Annotated in this window: 17 protein-coding genes; 11 read left to right on the top strand and 6 right to left on the bottom strand. The window is 63.1% G+C overall.

The window, feature by feature from the left end:
- The first annotated feature begins 135 nt into the window (after nucleotides 1–135).
- Both ACFX5Q_RS30740 and ACFX5Q_RS30735 read left to right on the top strand, forming a co-directional pair.
- Nucleotides 136–672 (top strand): hypothetical protein, encoded by a 537-nt coding sequence (locus ACFX5Q_RS30740; protein WP_404283916.1) that lies wholly within the window; start codon nucleotides 136–138, stop codon nucleotides 670–672.
- Nucleotides 614–808, top strand: coding sequence for a hypothetical protein (locus ACFX5Q_RS30735; protein WP_404283978.1), 195 nt, complete (start codon nucleotides 614–616; stop codon nucleotides 806–808). Before ACFX5Q_RS30740 ends, ACFX5Q_RS30735 begins: the two co-directional genes overlap by 59 nt.
- A 550-nt stretch (nucleotides 809–1,358) precedes the next feature.
- Here ACFX5Q_RS30735 and ACFX5Q_RS30730 read toward each other — a convergent pair.
- Nucleotides 1,359–2,018, bottom strand: a complete 660-nt coding sequence (locus ACFX5Q_RS30730; RefSeq protein WP_404283914.1) for a methyltransferase domain-containing protein — start codon at nucleotides 2,016–2,018, stop codon at nucleotides 1,359–1,361.
- A 64-nt stretch (nucleotides 2,019–2,082) separates the two neighbouring features.
- On the opposite strand from ACFX5Q_RS30730, the gene ACFX5Q_RS30725 reads away from it, so the two are divergent.
- Nucleotides 2,083–3,873, top strand: coding sequence for a portal protein (locus ACFX5Q_RS30725; protein WP_404283912.1), 1,791 nt, complete (start codon nucleotides 2,083–2,085; stop codon nucleotides 3,871–3,873).
- Nucleotides 3,870–4,190 carry a hypothetical protein gene (locus ACFX5Q_RS30720; protein WP_404283910.1) on the top strand — a complete coding sequence of 107 codons (321 nt, stop codon included), beginning with the start codon at nucleotides 3,870–3,872 and terminating at the stop codon, nucleotides 4,188–4,190. The genes ACFX5Q_RS30725 and ACFX5Q_RS30720 overlap by 4 nt, the downstream gene beginning before the upstream one ends.
- A 25-nt stretch (nucleotides 4,191–4,215) precedes the next feature.
- Here the strand turns inward: ACFX5Q_RS30720 and ACFX5Q_RS30715 are convergent, their stop codons facing one another.
- The 4 genes from ACFX5Q_RS30715 to ACFX5Q_RS30700 all read right to left on the bottom strand — a co-directional run bounded on the left by ACFX5Q_RS30715 (nucleotide 4,216) and on the right by ACFX5Q_RS30700 (nucleotide 5,920).
- Complete coding sequence (locus ACFX5Q_RS30715) at nucleotides 4,216–4,518, bottom strand: hypothetical protein (RefSeq protein ID WP_404283909.1); 303 nt, start codon at nucleotides 4,516–4,518, stop codon at nucleotides 4,216–4,218.
- Between the two features lie 286 nt (nucleotides 4,519–4,804).
- Nucleotides 4,805–5,122 carry a YMGG-like glycine zipper-containing protein gene (locus tag ACFX5Q_RS30710; RefSeq protein WP_006200557.1) on the bottom strand — a complete coding sequence of 106 codons (318 nt, stop codon included), beginning with the start codon at nucleotides 5,120–5,122 and terminating at the stop codon, nucleotides 4,805–4,807.
- Between the two features lie 203 nt (nucleotides 5,123–5,325).
- Entirely contained in the window at nucleotides 5,326–5,727 is a 402-nt protein-coding gene (locus tag ACFX5Q_RS30705; RefSeq protein WP_404283907.1) for a type II toxin-antitoxin system HicB family antitoxin, read from the bottom strand.
- A gap of 4 nt (nucleotides 5,728–5,731) precedes the next feature.
- Complete coding sequence (locus ACFX5Q_RS30700) at nucleotides 5,732–5,920, bottom strand: type II toxin-antitoxin system HicA family toxin (RefSeq protein WP_404283905.1); 189 nt, start codon at nucleotides 5,918–5,920, stop codon at nucleotides 5,732–5,734.
- Nucleotides 5,921–6,012: 92 nt separating this feature from the next.
- Here ACFX5Q_RS30700 and ACFX5Q_RS30695 point away from each other — a divergent pair, with 92 nt between their 5' ends.
- The 7 genes from ACFX5Q_RS30695 to ACFX5Q_RS30665 all read left to right on the top strand — a co-directional run bounded on the left by ACFX5Q_RS30695 (nucleotide 6,013) and on the right by ACFX5Q_RS30665 (nucleotide 13,093).
- The gene (locus ACFX5Q_RS30695) at nucleotides 6,013–6,705 is read left to right on the top strand and encodes a hypothetical protein (RefSeq protein ID WP_404283903.1); all 693 of its coding nucleotides are present in this window, start codon (nucleotides 6,013–6,015) and stop codon (nucleotides 6,703–6,705) included.
- Nucleotides 6,706–6,836: 131 nt separating this feature from the next.
- Nucleotides 6,837–7,742, top strand: a complete 906-nt coding sequence (locus tag ACFX5Q_RS30690; RefSeq protein WP_404283901.1) for a hypothetical protein — start codon at nucleotides 6,837–6,839, stop codon at nucleotides 7,740–7,742.
- A 48-nt stretch (nucleotides 7,743–7,790) separates the two neighbouring features.
- A complete protein-coding gene (locus ACFX5Q_RS30685) occupies nucleotides 7,791–8,780 on the top strand; it encodes a Coat protein (protein ID WP_404283900.1) in 990 nt (329 codons plus the stop codon).
- A gap of 129 nt (nucleotides 8,781–8,909) precedes the next feature.
- A complete protein-coding gene (locus tag ACFX5Q_RS30680) occupies nucleotides 8,910–9,209 on the top strand; it encodes a hypothetical protein (RefSeq protein WP_404283898.1) in 300 nt (99 codons plus the stop codon).
- Between the two features lie 436 nt (nucleotides 9,210–9,645).
- Nucleotides 9,646–9,774 carry a hypothetical protein gene (locus tag ACFX5Q_RS30675; protein ID WP_404283896.1) on the top strand — a complete coding sequence of 43 codons (129 nt, stop codon included), beginning with the start codon at nucleotides 9,646–9,648 and terminating at the stop codon, nucleotides 9,772–9,774.
- A 254-nt stretch (nucleotides 9,775–10,028) separates the two neighbouring features.
- The gene (locus tag ACFX5Q_RS30670; RefSeq protein WP_404283895.1) at nucleotides 10,029–10,628 is read left to right on the top strand and encodes a hypothetical protein; all 600 of its coding nucleotides are present in this window, start codon (nucleotides 10,029–10,031) and stop codon (nucleotides 10,626–10,628) included.
- The gene (locus tag ACFX5Q_RS30665) at nucleotides 10,628–13,093 is read left to right on the top strand and encodes a hypothetical protein (RefSeq protein ID WP_404283894.1); all 2,466 of its coding nucleotides are present in this window, start codon (nucleotides 10,628–10,630) and stop codon (nucleotides 13,091–13,093) included. The genes ACFX5Q_RS30670 and ACFX5Q_RS30665 overlap by 1 nt, the downstream gene beginning before the upstream one ends.
- Before the next feature lie 966 nt (nucleotides 13,094–14,059).
- On the opposite strand, the gene ACFX5Q_RS30660 is transcribed toward ACFX5Q_RS30665, so the two are convergent.
- Nucleotides 14,060–14,519: GFA family protein (locus tag ACFX5Q_RS30660; RefSeq protein WP_404283893.1), on the bottom strand; the 460-nt coding region annotated here is incomplete at its 5' end.

Genomic DNA, 14,519 nt, shown 5'->3' with positions numbered 1-14,519 from the left:
GTTCAGTCGCATGTTTCTGTTCGTGCGCGTTCGACGTCCGAAGTTAGCTCACCGGCGATTGCGCCGGTCAAGGCCGCGGGACCCCGAGGCTCCGCTCCCGAAGCGAGGCGCATCCCTATGGCTCTGGCCCTTTGCATGACCCTCCGCATCATCCCTGCCACGCTGCGCGACCTCTCCTACATCGCCGCCAATTTGCGCCCCGAGGATCGCGCCGAGATCGACTGCCAGTTGGACCACTGGTCGCCGGCGCTGCTGGCGCTGACGGCGCTGCAGGGGTTTGCCTATGTCGCCGAACTCGACGGCAATCCGGAAGCTGGCTTCGGCGCCGCCGAACAGCGCAGCGGGTTGTGGATCGCCTGGAGCTGGGGCACGCGCCGCATGAAGCGCTGCGTGCCTGGCATCACGCGGTTTTTTCACGACGTGCTCGGACCACAGGTTGCGGCGCGCGGCGCCTGGCGGGTCGAGGCGAGGGCGCTGGCTGAAAACGAATTGGCGCTGCGCTGGCTCGGCCGGCTCGGCGCCACGCAACGCTGCCTCCTGCCGGGCTACGGCAGGAACGGCGAGGACTTTTTTCTCTACGACTGGACAAGAACCTCTCAACGCGGGGAAAGCCATGTGCCTCTTTCAAAAGCCACCGGAACTGAAGCCGCTGCCGCCGACACCGACGGCTGAGGACAAGGATGTGCAGGCGCGCGAAGCCGCCTTGCGGGCTGAGCTCGAACAGCGCCAGGGCAGCTTGAGCACGGTGAAAACCGACCTTGCGCCCGGCGATCTCACGGGACGGCGCCGCGTGCTGCTGGGAGTGTGACGCGATGACCGCGATGAAGCGCAGTTTCAGAAAGCGCGTGCTGGCGTGGTGGTACTGGCGGCGGCATGCGCGGTTAGTGAAGCGGCGGGGGTGAGGGCTCTTCCTTCTCCCCTTGTGGGAGAAGGTGGATCGGCGCGCAGCGCCGAGACGGATGAGGGGTGTTGGAAGGAATGAGGCGTTGAAAGATCGAGGAATTTTAAGCGCTTGGTTCTCCAACGCAGCGATCCTTCCAGCACCCCTCATCCGACCGAGCTTCGCTCGGCCACCTTCTCCCACAAGGGGAGAAGGGAAAGCGCACCCCTACATCTGCCCGTCCAGCCACTCGCGCAGGGCCTTGTCTTCCTCGCTTTCGGCAACAGGCGGGGTGCGCCGCCTCCAGACGTACCAGAGGGCGGCGAGCACGCCGGCGGCCCACAGGCCGGCGAACAGGTTTCCGATGAAGTCGATCTGACGATCCTCCCAAGCCGGGCAATATTAGCACGGCCTGATTGAAGAGGACAGATTGACGTCGTTTCCCCGGCTGCGGCTGCCTGCCGCGCCCGAGGCCGGATCAGCTTGGTTTGCGGGCGAAGGCCCAGACCATCAGCGGGTATTCCTCGTCATTGCTGAGGTCGCGCCACAGGCCGTAGGCGCGCACCGGCCCGCCGATATGGGCTCTTGCGCAGGCCTTGTTGCCCCAGCCATGGACCTTGATGTTCGCTTCGGGGAAACCACCCTCGACCATAAGCTGCTTGAGGCCGGCCGGCGTCCAGCGATTGTAGTCGTGCGGCCTGGCATGCACGCGGAACAGGAACGGTGTGGCCACCATCGCCCAGCCGCCCGGCCGGGTCATGGCGTGGATGTTTTCGGCCGCCGCCAGCGGCCGCTGCACATGTTCCAGCACCTGGTCGGCGATGACGATGGAATACTGCTCCTCGGTGCGGTCCTTGCAGATGTCGAAGTCGGGGAAATCGACCGACGTGTAGTTGGGGCAAATCGCCTTCCAGTAGCGGTTCCAGCCCGGCGAGATCTCGATCACATCGGAGGATTTGCGGCCGCCCGCCCGCAGGAACTCGGTGAATGCCTCGATCTGGCGGATGCGCAGCCAGTTGCGCGAATCATAGCCGATCAGCCGCTTCACGGCGCGTTTGCTTTGGTTTTTCAGGGTACCGGCAAGGCTTGTCGTCACATCGACCTCCTCCAATGCCCCGCCGCGCTGCCTCCTTAACATCGCAAAGCGCAAGAAATTTGACTGCTCGCAAGCAAGTGAACGACAGCGAAGAAAGATTGCCAACATGAGCGATTCCCGTGCCCGCGATATCCTGTCGCGCCAGGCCGAACTCGAGAGCGAACGCGCCGAATACGAGCACGTCTGGGAGGCCGTCTCCGAATTCTGCGATCCCGATGCGCCCGATGTCTGGAGCGGCCGTCGCCAGTCAGGCTGGGGCTCGCAGGCCGAGCGGCACGAGCGGCGCGGCGCCCGTGTCTATGCCAACACCATCAACTCGGCCGCCAACCGGCTGGCCGCCGGGCTCGAAAGCCTGATCATCCCGCAGTCGGAAAAATGGCACGGACTGACCACCGCCGAGATGAACGACGAGGAGACCGACGAGGAGAAGGAATGGGCGGAAGCCTTGCGCGATTTCCTGTTCTCATTGCGCTATTCCGCCAATTCGAACTTCGTGCCGGCAACGCAGGCCTGCCTGCGCAACGTCGTGCGCTACGGCCCGGCCTATCTCTATGCCGAGGAAGGCTTTGGCGGCACGCTGATCCGCTATGCCTCCATCCCCGTGGTCGAGGGTTATCTCGCGCGCAACCGCTGGGGCCAGGTCGACACGTTTCACCGCCGCTATGAGCGCACCGCGAGACAGGCAGCACAGCTGCTCGGCTACGAAAAACTGCCGGCGCGCATCAAGATGCTGGTCGACGACCCCGCCAAATGCGACGAGAAGATCTCGCTGATCCAGTGCATAAAGCCGCGCGACGAGCGCCGCATGTACCGCAGCGGCGGCGCCTACCAGTATCTCGATCAGGCCTTCGCTTCCTGGCACGTCATCGAGGACGAGGAGGAGATCGTCAGGGAAAGCGGGTTTCGCACCTTCCCGGTATCGTGCTTCAACTGGCGCCGCTACGAGGGCGACGCCTACGGCATCTCGCCGGCCATCGAGGCGTTGACCACCGTGCGCGAGGAGAACGCCGTGCGCCGCTCGGGGCTTCGTGCGCTGCAGCAGATCACCGATCCGGCGACCGCCTCGAAAGCCCGGCTCGACTACGTGCCGGTGCTCAATCCCGGCGAGAACCATCCCGGCCTGATCGACGACAATGGCCGGCCGCTGATCGCGCCGATCTCAACCGGCCAGAACCCGACCTATGCCTTCAACTATGCGGCAAGCCGGGCCGAGGAAATCCGCGACATGATGTTCGTCAACCTGTTCCAGACATTGGTGCAGAACCCGCAGATGAGCGCGACCGAGGCGCTGATCCGCCAGGAGGAAAAGGGCGCGCTGCTCGGCCCCTCCGGCTCGATCATCCAGGCCGGTTTTGCCACCAATCTCGATCGCGAGCTCGGCATTCTGGAGGACAAGGGCCTCTACGACGAGGACAGCCGCTTCCTGCCGCCGGCGAGCCTCGCCGGCAAGGCGGTGCGGCCGACCTTCACCGGCCCGCTCGATGTGCTGAGGCGCTCGGCGGAAGCCCGCGATACCATCCAGGTGGTGACGACGGCCATGCAGATGGCACAGTTCGATCCCGGCATCATGGACAATATCGACGCCGACGAGGCGCTGAAGATCGTGCAGAGCGCCGGCCGCAGCCCGCAGCGCATTTTTCGCCGCAGGCAAGAAGTGGCCGGTCTGCGTGGCGCGAGAGCCAAGGCACAACAGGCGCAGGCCGGCATGGCGGCGATCGCCACCGCCGGCAAGGTCGCCAAGGACGCCGTGCCCGCCGCGGTCCAGGCGCGCGACAGCGGCCTGCTCGACAGCCTGCAAGGGCTGATGGGCGGGCAAGGGGCGCCGGTCGACGCAACGCGCGGTCAGGCGATGGCGGCGGCTGGCGCTGGTGGTCCTAACGCGGCAGGCGGCGCATGACCCGGAAACGCTTTGCCCATTCCACGCAGGCCGGCGGCCCGGCCAGGGCACGAGACGCGCTGGCCAAGGCCTATCTCAGGGTCTTCTCCGGCGAGGACGGCGAGATGGTGCTGGCCGATCTCGCGGCAGTGACCGGCTACTACCGGCGCCCGTCCTACGGCGAGTGGATGGCACGGACCAAAACACCGAACGGCTTCGAGCTGCACAGCGCCTTGAGCAACGCACGGGCAGAGGTGGTGCAGCACATCATGGGGTTCTTGACGCTGGACGAGGCGCAGCTTGTGGCGCTGGAGAAGGCGGCGAGGGCGGAGGGGTAGGTGAGGAGGCGATGTTGCCCTATGGCTAAAATTTGCTCAAATCCACAGTGATGCGCATCGGGCTGGTTTTGACACCCGGCGGCCAACATCTCTGGACCGATTTCAAAAGTTGCCGGGCGGCTTCCGCCGCCGCTTCCGAATGAGGTTCGTAGGATACAACGGCAATCGACTTGACCTTGCCGGCCTTGTCCAGTGTCACCTCGAAAACGGCTTTGAGGTGATTGTCGACAGCGGTCACTGGCAAGACCAGGCAACCGCTGATCTGGTCGACACTGACTGCCTCTTTGGCGTGCGCGGAAACCGAACAAAGAACCAGCAGCGAGGTCATCAAAAATCGCATCGTCGCCCCCTTGGAGCAGAGACGATAGCGTCGATCGCGGATCAGGGTAAGGGCGCCGGCGGTCGCTCTTCCTTCTCCCCCTGTGGGAGAAGGTGGATCGGCGCGCAGCGCCGAAACGGATGAGGGGTGCTGGAAGAAACGAGGCGTTGGCGATCATTTCGCCTTGCGTCCTGTTTGGATAAAGGGTGCCAGCCAAGCTGGAGCACCCCTCATCCGACCTCGCTTCGCGAGGCCACCTTCTCCCACAAGGGGAGAAGGGAAGAGCAAAGCCGCCTCAATAGTCGCCGTTGTAATACCGGTCGTCGCAAGGCGCGGTGTAGATGCGGCCGTAGCGGTCCTGGTAGCGGCAGAGCTGTTCGCCGCGCCGCTGCGGCGTGGTGGCGCTGCCGACGACCGCGCCCAAAAGGGCGCCGCCGGCCGCACCGATCACCGTGCTCTTGGTGTTGCCGCCAATCGCCTGGCCGACGAGAGCGCCGCCGGCACCGCCCAGCAGCGCGCCCGTGGTGGCTCTCTGCTGCCCCTCGGTCTGCGTCTCGCAGCCTGCCAGCGCCGCGGTCATGAGCACGGCCAAAATGGCTTTCTTGATGATCATCTGAAGGTCTCCTTTGAAGACGTGGAATTGGCGTTTTGGATCAATGCCTTGCCAAGTGCTGTCGCATTGCGGCGGAACGGCGGCACCGTTGCTCACGAAATGAGACATGGTTTCTCGGCTCTTGAAGATCATGGTCGCCAAACCGGAAACACCCTGAGCGAACAGCACGATAACGCCTTGGCTTGAATCAGGTTGCGAGCCCGCTACGCTGCTTCGGTCCGCATCGCCTTTTTTGCGGCCGCGGTCAGAAATCCGGAGCGGCTGTAGCCGTGGCGTTCCGCGTACTGATCGATCTGGTGAAGGACGTCCTCCGGAATGGTGACGTTGACGCGCACCACCTTCGTCGCATCGGTCTTCAAGGCGACCAGTATGGCGACGCCCGTCAGATTGTCCTTGTTGGACATCACCTCTTCCAGGGAGGAGGGCTCGGGAATGGCTTCGCCGTCCTCGACAAGGCCCTCGACGTGGAAGGCCAGTGCCTCCTCCGCCATGCCGCGTGCGTCGTCCAGGCTGGTGCCGGCCGTGACCACGCCCGGAAAGTCCGGGAAGGATACGCCGAAGTCGCTGTCCGCTTCCTTGTGGATCAGTCCGATATAGTGACGCATTTTTCTACCTCAGCTTCAGACCGGATTGCTTTTCTATACTCTTCAATGTGCCGATCGGGATGTCGCGCTTGGGATGCGGGACCGTCACTCGGCCGGGTTTCGACCTGTGCTTGAACTGAGCGTGACTGCCCTTCCGAGCCACCTCGAACCAGCCATCAGCCAACAGTCTGTCGATGACATCGGCGCTCTTCATGTTGTGTATCGATACACACAATACAAGAGCGCGTCCATAGGCATGCCGACAGTCTTCCCGCCCTGAATTCCACCCAAAAATGGAGAAATGCCATGACCCGAGGTCTTCCCCGCACACTTGTCCGTGCCGCCGCCCGCGAGGCCGGCCTTGCCCCGCCCAGGCTCGGCCTCAAGGCCGTGACCACAGGGCAGGGCGGCGCTTACCGCACCGTCTTTACCTTCGCCGCGATGCAGGTGCCGGTCACCGATGCGCTGGCCTATGCTGCCCAAAAGATCTTCGACTTCGCCGACGGCAAGGTGCGCATCAAGGGCGGCACGGCGCGGCTGCAGTTCGCCGTGCTGACTGCCCGCGCCTCGACCATCAACGACAATGCGGCGCTCACCTGGGGCATAGGTTCGGCGGCGGCGTCGAGCGCGACGCTCGCCGGCACCATGGTCAATGTGCTGGCATCCACCGGCCGCACGCTGGATGGGGCAGGTGCTGCTTTGTCCACGGCTTCGACCGCCGACATCGCGGCTGCAGCGACGCTCGACGGCACGGCTACGCCAGTCGACCTCTATCTCAACCTTGCCTTCGCCACCGGCACCGACATCGACGCCGACGGCACGATCGCGGTGACCGGCACGATCACGCTGCTGTGGGAGAACTGGGGGATAACGCGTAAGCGCCGGAACTGCCGATCTCCCCCCAAGTGGGGGAGATGCCCGGCAGGGCAGAGGGGGGCGCTGTCCCGCCGGCCTTTCCGTCGGTTTTGCTTGAGCTCTCCGGGAAGCTGGAGGGCATGAAATAAGCTGAACGCTCGTGTTCCTTCGCGCCCCCCTCTGGCCTGCCGGCCATCTCTCCCACGAGGGGGGAGATTGGCAGTTCCGCCGCCGGCGCTCCACCACGCTTGAACCCCAACACAAAGGAACATCTCATGACAGATCTGGCAGACGCCGGGTCCGTGACCATGCGGCCGGCGGGCAACCCAGTACGGCCACCGGCAGGCGGGGACAACGGGTCCGCCCCGCCTACGGCCAAAAGTTGGTTTGACGGTCTTTCCGAAGGCAACCGCAAGCTCGCTGAAACCAAGGGCTGGACCAAGCCTGAAAGCCTCGATCGGGTTTTCACATCCTATGCGGAGCTGGAGCGGCAGCAGGGCGAAAGCCTGCGCATTCCGGCCGCGGACGCCTCAAGGGAAGACTGGGACAGGTTCCATGCCCGGCTGCCCGAAGCGATGCGTCCGCTCACCTCGTCCGAGAAGGTCGAATACAGGCGCCCGGAGGGGTTGCCCGAAAACTTCGCCTATTCGGACGAGCTCGCCAGTGCCTCCAAGGTCTGGGCGGTCGAAGCCGGTGCTTCGCCCAAGATCGCGCAGGCCTATCACGACAAGTTCGTCGGCTACATGGCCGAGCAGGCCGTGCGCCAGGAGATCGCGCTTGCCCGCTCGGTCGAGGCCACCCATGACGAACTGGTCAGGGACTGGGGGCCGACCGACAGCGACGGCTTTCGCCAAAAACTCGAGGTCGCCAACCGAGCGATGAAGAAGCTCGGCCTGGTCGACGCCTACAAGGCAAAGCGCATCCTTCTGCCTGACGGGGCGTTGACCGATCCGCAGATCGCCAGGGCCTTCCAGGCCATCGGCGAAGCGATGTTTACCGAAGACACGATCGACGGCGGCGCGGCCTTGCGGGGAGGCAATCCCTTCAGGCGCAACGCCGCCGGCGACCGCAACATTTCGGCGATTTCAGCCCTCGTCAAAAGCGACCCAGCCCGCGCCCGGCGGCTGGCACGCGAGGCCGGCGAAAACCCGGACCTGTGGATGCCGAGCAATCCTCTCTGACTCTGAGAGGTCAACCGCCAATCAACCAAACCTGAAGGAAGAGAAAAAATGGCAGACGCCTATACCCGTATCGCGGACGCGATCGTTCCGTCCGTCTATGCGCAATACTCGTTCGAGGAGCATGTCCAGTCGCTCGAGATCTACCAGGCCGGGATCCTGTTTTCCGACCCGGCCATCGCTTCGAAACTGTCGATGGGCGGCCGCTCCGTCGACATGCCCGGCTGGAAGGACCTCGGCAACGATCCGTCCGAGCCGGTCAATGACGATCCGGCCGATTCCATCGAGATGAAGAAGATCGGCTCGCGCCGCGAGGTCGCCGCCCGCAATGTCCGCGCCCAGGCGTGGGGCGTTCCGGACCTGACCTCGATCCTGGCCGGCGACGATCCGCAAAAGCTGATCGTCAAGCGCCAGACCGAATACTGGCAGCGCGCCAACAAGCTGACCTTGCTCGGCATCCTGAAGGGCGTCGTCGCCGACAACATCGCCAACGACGCCGGCGACCTGGTGCGCGTCACCGGCGCTTCCATCGTCGATACCGACATCATCGAGGCCGCCTATCTGATGGGCGACCGCGCCGACAAGTTCAAGACGATCTGGATGCATTCCAAGCAGATGAAGGCGCTGAAGCTCGCCGACCTCATCGACTATGTGCCGTCGTCCGAACAGGGCGGGCCGCTCATCCCCTACTATATGGGGCTGCGCTGCGTGGTCGACGACGACATCCCGGTCGCGGCCGGCGTCTACACCGCCTTCATGTTCAAGGACAAGGCGATCCTGTGGAACGAGCTTCCCGTCAACACCGAAGGCGGGCCGCTGGAATTCGACCGCAAGCCGCGCCAGGGCCATGGCGGCGGCGTCACCGAAATGGTCGGCCGCCGGCACTTTGTTCCGCACGTGCCGGGCACCCGCTTCCTCGACGCCTCCTCGGCCGGCGAATTCGCCACCGATGCCGAACTGGCGCTGGCGGCGAACTGGGACCGCACCGCGTCGAGCGTCAAGAATATGACGTTCATCGCGCTGAAGACCAGCGAGGCCTGAGCGCGCGGAGGAGAGGGGCGGGGGCTCAGCGCCCGCCCCATGACCAAAAGCGTCGAATTGTATTTGGTTGGGTAACTGTTCCTTGCTATCGAGGCGGATAGAGAACTGGAAGTTTCGGGTAGCACGACAATGAATACTTTCAGCAGCTGGTTGTTCCTGGTCATCATGACCGTCGGTTCACTTTCGTTGCCCTTCAACTGGTATGGAGGCAATCTGCTGGACGCGGACATAAAAGCTGGACGCGTCAAGCGTTACTCGCTCTATGCCAACTCCAATTTCGCGAAATACGACGCCTTGAAGCGCCGTGCAGATCAAGGTGACCGTCTTGCTTGGTGGTCGCTCCTTTTGGCTGGCCTCGGGCTCGTACTGGGTATCCTGATGGTCTTGGCGATGTTCTCCAGTCCCATCTGGCGGAAGTGGGTATTCTGACAGGCCGGAGGCTGCTACCCACAGCTGAACACTGAAGCCGTGTTCGAAGGCTGACGCGATCGCTCCGGACAGCTCTATCGTTTTGCACAAGAAAAAGGCGGACCCGGGGGACAGTGGGTCCGCCTTTGCTTGCCGACGGGCTTCGGGGGGGAAGTTGGGTGCCGGCAAACATTCCGATAGCTGGATCAGCACGCGTTGGAGGCTTACTGGGCTTCGGAAACGGAAGTGTGAGCGCGTTTCGCGTTCCGCACAATTAGCCCGATAGGCCTTAGCTCGATAGGCTTAGGACCATCCTGCGGCCTATGTTGCGGGCTTCACAGTCAACGGCACCAATCGGTTACACAAAGGAGCGAGCATATACCTGTGGTGGCAGGGGGTAATCGTGGAGATGACTTACAAATCAGTTCAGGAACTGCTCAGAGAAGCAGGAATTGTCATGAGCAAGAAAGGTGAAATCCACCGCATAAACTTCTTTGGTGGGCTGGAAGACACCGCGCTCTACACGACAAGCTTGGAGGACGCCCTGGACAGGGGGCTGAGGATGGCGAGGCCGCGACGTTCGTGAGTCGAGCTGTGCTGATCCGATAGATCGAAAGGGTACCGATTCCGACCTAGGAATCCATCGCCATCATTGGCGTAATCCTCTCGGGCACGTCTTCGCGCCCCTTGTCCTGCCGGCAGCTTGCCGCCGGCTCCGCTTGCCCACACGCCCCAAAAGTTCCCAGCCGCTTCGCAGCGGCTTTTTTCATGCCCGGAGACACCATGACCCTTGCTCGACGCATTGCCCCCATTCTGGTCACTTGGACGGGGCGCTGACCCATGGCCATCACCCCGCTCGACATCGCCAACATGGCGCTCGCCGTGCTCGACGAGGCGCCGATCGATTCACTCGACCAGGACGTCAAGGCGGCGCGCCTGCTCAACCTGCATTTCGACCTGACGCGCGAAGCCGAACTGACCAAACACGCCTGGGTGTTCGCCATCCTGTCGGCAAGCGTTCCCGGGTCGGATACCGGGAGCGGCGGCTGTACCTTGAATGTCGCCTATGAACTGCCGGCCGATTGCCTGCGCCCGCTGCCGCCGACCCACAATGGCGAACCGGACGGCGTGCCGGTTTCCTGGCGCCAGGAGGCTGGGATCATCTATTCCGATCGGCCCGGCCCGCTCGCCATCCGCTACATCGCCAACCTCACCGACCCGAACGATTGGGACGCGCTGTTCACCGAAGTGCTGGTGGCGGCCCTTGCCGTCAAGATCGCGCATCCGCTGACCCACAAGGCCGGCATGATCGACATCGCCCGCTCGGCCTATGACCGCGCGCTCGACGCAGCCTTTTCGGCCAACGCCATCCAGCGCGGCGGCCGCGCCTACACCGCGTCCTGGGCGATCCAGCGCGGCGACAGCAGGTACGCACGCTGATGGCGACACTCTATCCAGTCCAGGACGTCTTCACCCGCGGCGAGATCTCGCCGCGTCTGCACGCGCGCGCCTCGCTCGATCTCTATCGCGCTGCACTGTCGAAGTGCGAAAACTTCGTCACGCTGCCGCATGGCGGCATCCGCAAGCGCGGCGGCAGCTATTTCGTCGGCGAGGTGAAGAATTCGGCCGTGAGGACGCGTGCCGTCCCCTTCATCTTCAGCGCCGACCAGGCCTACTGCCTGGAGTTCGGCAACCTCTATATCCGCGTCTATGCCTATGGCGCCCGCGTCGGCACGGTGGAAGTGGCCTCGCCCTACCTCGAGGCCGACCTGTTCGACCTCGCCTATGTGCAGTCGGCCGACCAGATGTGGATCAGCCACAAGGATTATCCGCTCAAGGTTCTCACCCGCACCGCGCACACGACCTGGACGCTGGAGGACTACGAGTTTGATGACGGACCTTATGACGAAATCAACGATACCGGGACGACATTGACACCGGCATCCTACGGCTCGTTCGTGCCGAAGATGACCGGCTTGGCGGCTCCAGGCGGTACGGTGTCCAGCTCCACCGGGGCGGCTGATGCGTGGGTACTGTTCGACAAAAGCAGCAAAACGGTCAGCAACGTGACAGGCGGCACCGGGGCATGGGTTCAGTACAGGCTCGCTGGCAGCGCTAGGAAGGTTTGCAATGCCTACTGGCTGCAGGCGACAGGCGCCGCGGGCGCAGCCACGGACATGCCCACGCAATGGGAGGTTCAGGGCTCGAATGATGGCGTGAACTGGGTAACCATCGATGCGCGGCAGGGCGAAACCGGCTGGAGCGCCTCCGAGCGCCGCTACTTCGAATTCTTCAACAAGGCCGCGTTCGAATATCTGCGATGGGACTTTGAGGGCGGCGGCGGCGCCGACAGTGCAAACACGTCATTGGCGGAATTTGCTCCCAACGAAGACGGTGCTCTGATGACGCCGTTCAACCTGACAGCCTCCTCCATCCTCGGCATCAACGGCGATGCCGGGTTCCAGACAAGCGATGTCGGACGGGCCATCCGGCTCTATGCATCCGACGGGCGCTGGCGCTGGGCCAAGATCGCGGCGCGCATCAGCACCACGGTCGTCACGATCCGCCTCTATGGCCACGCGCTTCCCGACCTGAACCAGATCTCACGCTGGCGGCTAGGCACTTTCGTCGCCGGCAAATATGTCGAGAGCGGCTCGCTCTACGAGGAGCGGCTGGCCTTCAGCCGAAGGTTCTCGGTCTATGCCTCGGCCACCGGTGACTTCAACAATTTCGCCACGGGCGAGGAAGACGACGACGCGCTCGAATTCATTCAGGCCGGCGGCGGCCAGGCCAACGACATCGTCTGGATCGCCGAGTCCGATGGCGCGCTGCTGATCGGGACGCTTGGCGGGGTGCGGGCTCTTTCCGGCTCCGGCATCGACGAGGCATTGACCCCGTCATCCTTCAAGAACCGGCGCTCGCGCACCTTCGGCTGCGCCGGCATCCGCCCGGTCGATGCCGGCCAGTCCTTCCTCTATGTCACGCGCTCGCGCTGCTCGATCGCCGAGCTGACGCAGACCTCGGCCGGCAGGTTCTCGTCCGAAGACATCGGCCAGATCTCGGAGCATATCGCCAAGCAAGGGGTGGTCGAACTCGCCTTCCAGACCGACCCCGACCCGATGCTGTGGTTTCCGCTCGAGAATGGCGAGCTTGGCGGCTACACGCACCAGCCAAGCCAGGAGGTGCGCGGCATGCACCGCCATCGCTTCGGCGGTGCCTTCGCCGGCTCCACCTGGGCGGTCGTCGAAAGCGCCGTGGCGACGCCCGGCCAGAACGGCGTCGACGACATCTGGCTGGTCGTCAAGCGCACCATCGCCGGTGTCACCAAACGCTATATCGAGATCATGACGCCGCCCTTCGAGTATGGTGCGCTGGAAGACGCCTTCCAGGTCGATTGCGGGCTGACCTATGCGGGCACCGCCGTCAATGTCGTCTCGGGCCTTGGCCATCTCAACGGCCAGTCGGTCGACGTGCTGGCGTCGGGCAAGGTCTACCGCAACCTCACCGTGGCCGCCGGCCAGGTGACGCTGCCCGGCGGCGCCACCGCGACGAAATGGCAGGTCGGACTTCCCTGTCAGGCGCAAGCCGACACGCTGGAACTCGACGTCGGCGGCCAGGACGGCTCGATCGTCGGCCGCCGCAAGAAGGTGGCCAAAGTGATCCTGTCGCTGCTCGAGACCGACACCACGGGGCTCCAAGTGCAGTCCCTGATCCGCGGCCGCTGGGAGGCGGTGAGGATGCCCTCGATCGTCGCGCCGGACGGCAAGGCCAATCTCTTCACCGGCAATGTCGAGGTGCCGATCGACGACAGCTGGGAAGGGCAGGGCAGGGTCAGGATCCGCCACGTCAACCCGACGCCCTGCACGATCAGGGCATTCACACCGGTGTTCGACGCGGAGCCGTAAGGATCAAAACTCAATCAGCAGGCGGTCGCCAATGCCCGGAATGGGTGGAAAGCGGTCGCTTAGTTCGGCGAAGAGGGGGAGTGGGCCACTCTTAGCGTTTCGGTGGGCCTTGGTAGAGATACCAGAGCGGCAACGCTACGAGTGCGCATGAAACTGCGATCAGCAGAAACCAATAGAGGTACGGGTCTTGGGTCCGATCCAAGACTTGCAGGCCGCCGCCATGCTTTGGGATGGTGGCTTTCCCCGCCCATAGCCAGAAGGCAACGAATGCGCCACCAACCAGCATCTCTGCGATCAAAATGCCCCTGACGATTGGTGAGTGCCGAGTGCTTCCGGCCATTTAGGTGCCCCCTTGTAAGCGGCTAGTGCGTACCCTGCGGGATCATTCTTTCGGCGAAGGTTTTCAATCGTGGCTCGCAATCCATCACCAAAGCTTAGCATGCGCTGATTGCATCAGAGTTAAGTGGGCGGATAAGTTCGGATGGCGGCAATGGGTGGAAAGGCGACCTCCCACTATGGGCACATTCTCGAAACGATTCACTCAGCATCGGTGAGTTATGAATCGCACTGTCGAGAGAGGCGTGATCAATGAGTAGCTCTCAAATGGAAAAATATGTCTGGGCCTCTGTCCTATATTACACCGTGCACGTGGTTGCATCTGTGTTTATTGTAGCTGCTTTTATGAGCAACCTTGGTGGTCTGTGGGGCTTGGCTGCAATATTCGCCTATATTGCGCTGATTAGATCTCTCAATAGATGGCGTCTCAGAAGACATCCACGAAGTGCCTATCAGGTAGAATTGGCCAAACGGAGACTGGACAACTAGTCAACGTCCGCAACGGGTCGAACTCGGTCGTTCAGAGTGATTGAGTTTTGACCCTAGTGGTCAGAATCTGACGTTTGGTACCGGATTCGGAAGTCCCTCAAGGTGGGGAGTGGCCGTTGCCATTTAGCCCGCTGGGGCGTGTCAGCCTTCGATCTGCCGACCGCTCAACGCGTTCAACTCTTCAGCCCTTTGTGGCGGGAATTCCGCGAAACGAGTCCAATCATCAGCGGTGTCGAACCACGGTATATGGTCCTTGAACCAAACATGCACGGTCCAGATATCCGCGACAGGAAGGGCTTCAGGCGCATCAAAACTGCCTACTAGCAAACTGGTTTCGTGCACTCGATGGAAGCCGATTGAGCTTCCGCAGACCGCACAAAAGCTACGCTCTACGTCCCTTGACGAACGATAACGGGTTGGCTCGGCGGCAAGCCATGTCACCGTACCGGCGGGGAAGCCGACCCACGTGCCGATCGGCGATCCGGTATGTTTGCGACACCTATTGCAGTGGCAATGACAGAGCCACAAAGGCTCGGCATTGGTTTTGTAGCGCACGTTGCCACACAAACAGCCTCCAGTGAGCGACATCCCGGTTCCTCCA

The sequence above is a fragment of the Mesorhizobium sp. IMUNJ 23033 genome (assembly GCF_044778005.1).
Lineage (GTDB): Bacteria > Pseudomonadota > Alphaproteobacteria > Rhizobiales > Rhizobiaceae > Mesorhizobium > Mesorhizobium amorphae_A.
This window is presented reverse-complemented; position numbering and strand designations above follow the sequence as displayed.

Bases quoted from the DNA above. Each gene is read 5' to 3' on its own strand.
- ACFX5Q_RS30740 (WP_404283916.1), top strand. From the start codon at position 136: ATGACCCTCCGCATCATCCCTGCCACGCTGCGCGACCTCTCCTACATC.
- ACFX5Q_RS30735 (WP_404283978.1), top strand. From the start codon at position 614: ATGTGCCTCTTTCAAAAGCCACCGGAACTGAAGCCGCTGCCGCCGACA.
- ACFX5Q_RS30730 (WP_404283914.1), bottom strand. From the start codon at position 2,018: ATGTTAAGGAGGCAGCGCGGCGGGGCATTGGAGGAGGTCGATGTGACG.
- ACFX5Q_RS30725 (WP_404283912.1), top strand. From the start codon at position 2,083: ATGAGCGATTCCCGTGCCCGCGATATCCTGTCGCGCCAGGCCGAACTC.
- ACFX5Q_RS30720 (WP_404283910.1), top strand. From the start codon at position 3,870: ATGACCCGGAAACGCTTTGCCCATTCCACGCAGGCCGGCGGCCCGGCC.
- ACFX5Q_RS30715 (WP_404283909.1), bottom strand. From the start codon at position 4,518: ATGACCTCGCTGCTGGTTCTTTGTTCGGTTTCCGCGCACGCCAAAGAG.
- ACFX5Q_RS30710 (WP_006200557.1), bottom strand. From the start codon at position 5,122: ATGATCATCAAGAAAGCCATTTTGGCCGTGCTCATGACCGCGGCGCTG.
- ACFX5Q_RS30705 (WP_404283907.1), bottom strand. From the start codon at position 5,727: ATGCGTCACTATATCGGACTGATCCACAAGGAAGCGGACAGCGACTTC.
- ACFX5Q_RS30700 (WP_404283905.1), bottom strand. From the start codon at position 5,920: ATGAAGAGCGCCGATGTCATCGACAGACTGTTGGCTGATGGCTGGTTC.
- ACFX5Q_RS30695 (WP_404283903.1), top strand. From the start codon at position 6,013: ATGACCCGAGGTCTTCCCCGCACACTTGTCCGTGCCGCCGCCCGCGAG.
- ACFX5Q_RS30690 (WP_404283901.1), top strand. From the start codon at position 6,837: ATGACAGATCTGGCAGACGCCGGGTCCGTGACCATGCGGCCGGCGGGC.
- ACFX5Q_RS30685 (WP_404283900.1), top strand. From the start codon at position 7,791: ATGGCAGACGCCTATACCCGTATCGCGGACGCGATCGTTCCGTCCGTC.
- ACFX5Q_RS30680 (WP_404283898.1), top strand. From the start codon at position 8,910: ATGAATACTTTCAGCAGCTGGTTGTTCCTGGTCATCATGACCGTCGGT.
- ACFX5Q_RS30675 (WP_404283896.1), top strand. From the start codon at position 9,646: ATGAGCAAGAAAGGTGAAATCCACCGCATAAACTTCTTTGGTGGGCTG.
- ACFX5Q_RS30670 (WP_404283895.1), top strand. From the start codon at position 10,029: ATGGCCATCACCCCGCTCGACATCGCCAACATGGCGCTCGCCGTGCTC.
- ACFX5Q_RS30665 (WP_404283894.1), top strand. From the start codon at position 10,628: ATGGCGACACTCTATCCAGTCCAGGACGTCTTCACCCGCGGCGAGATC.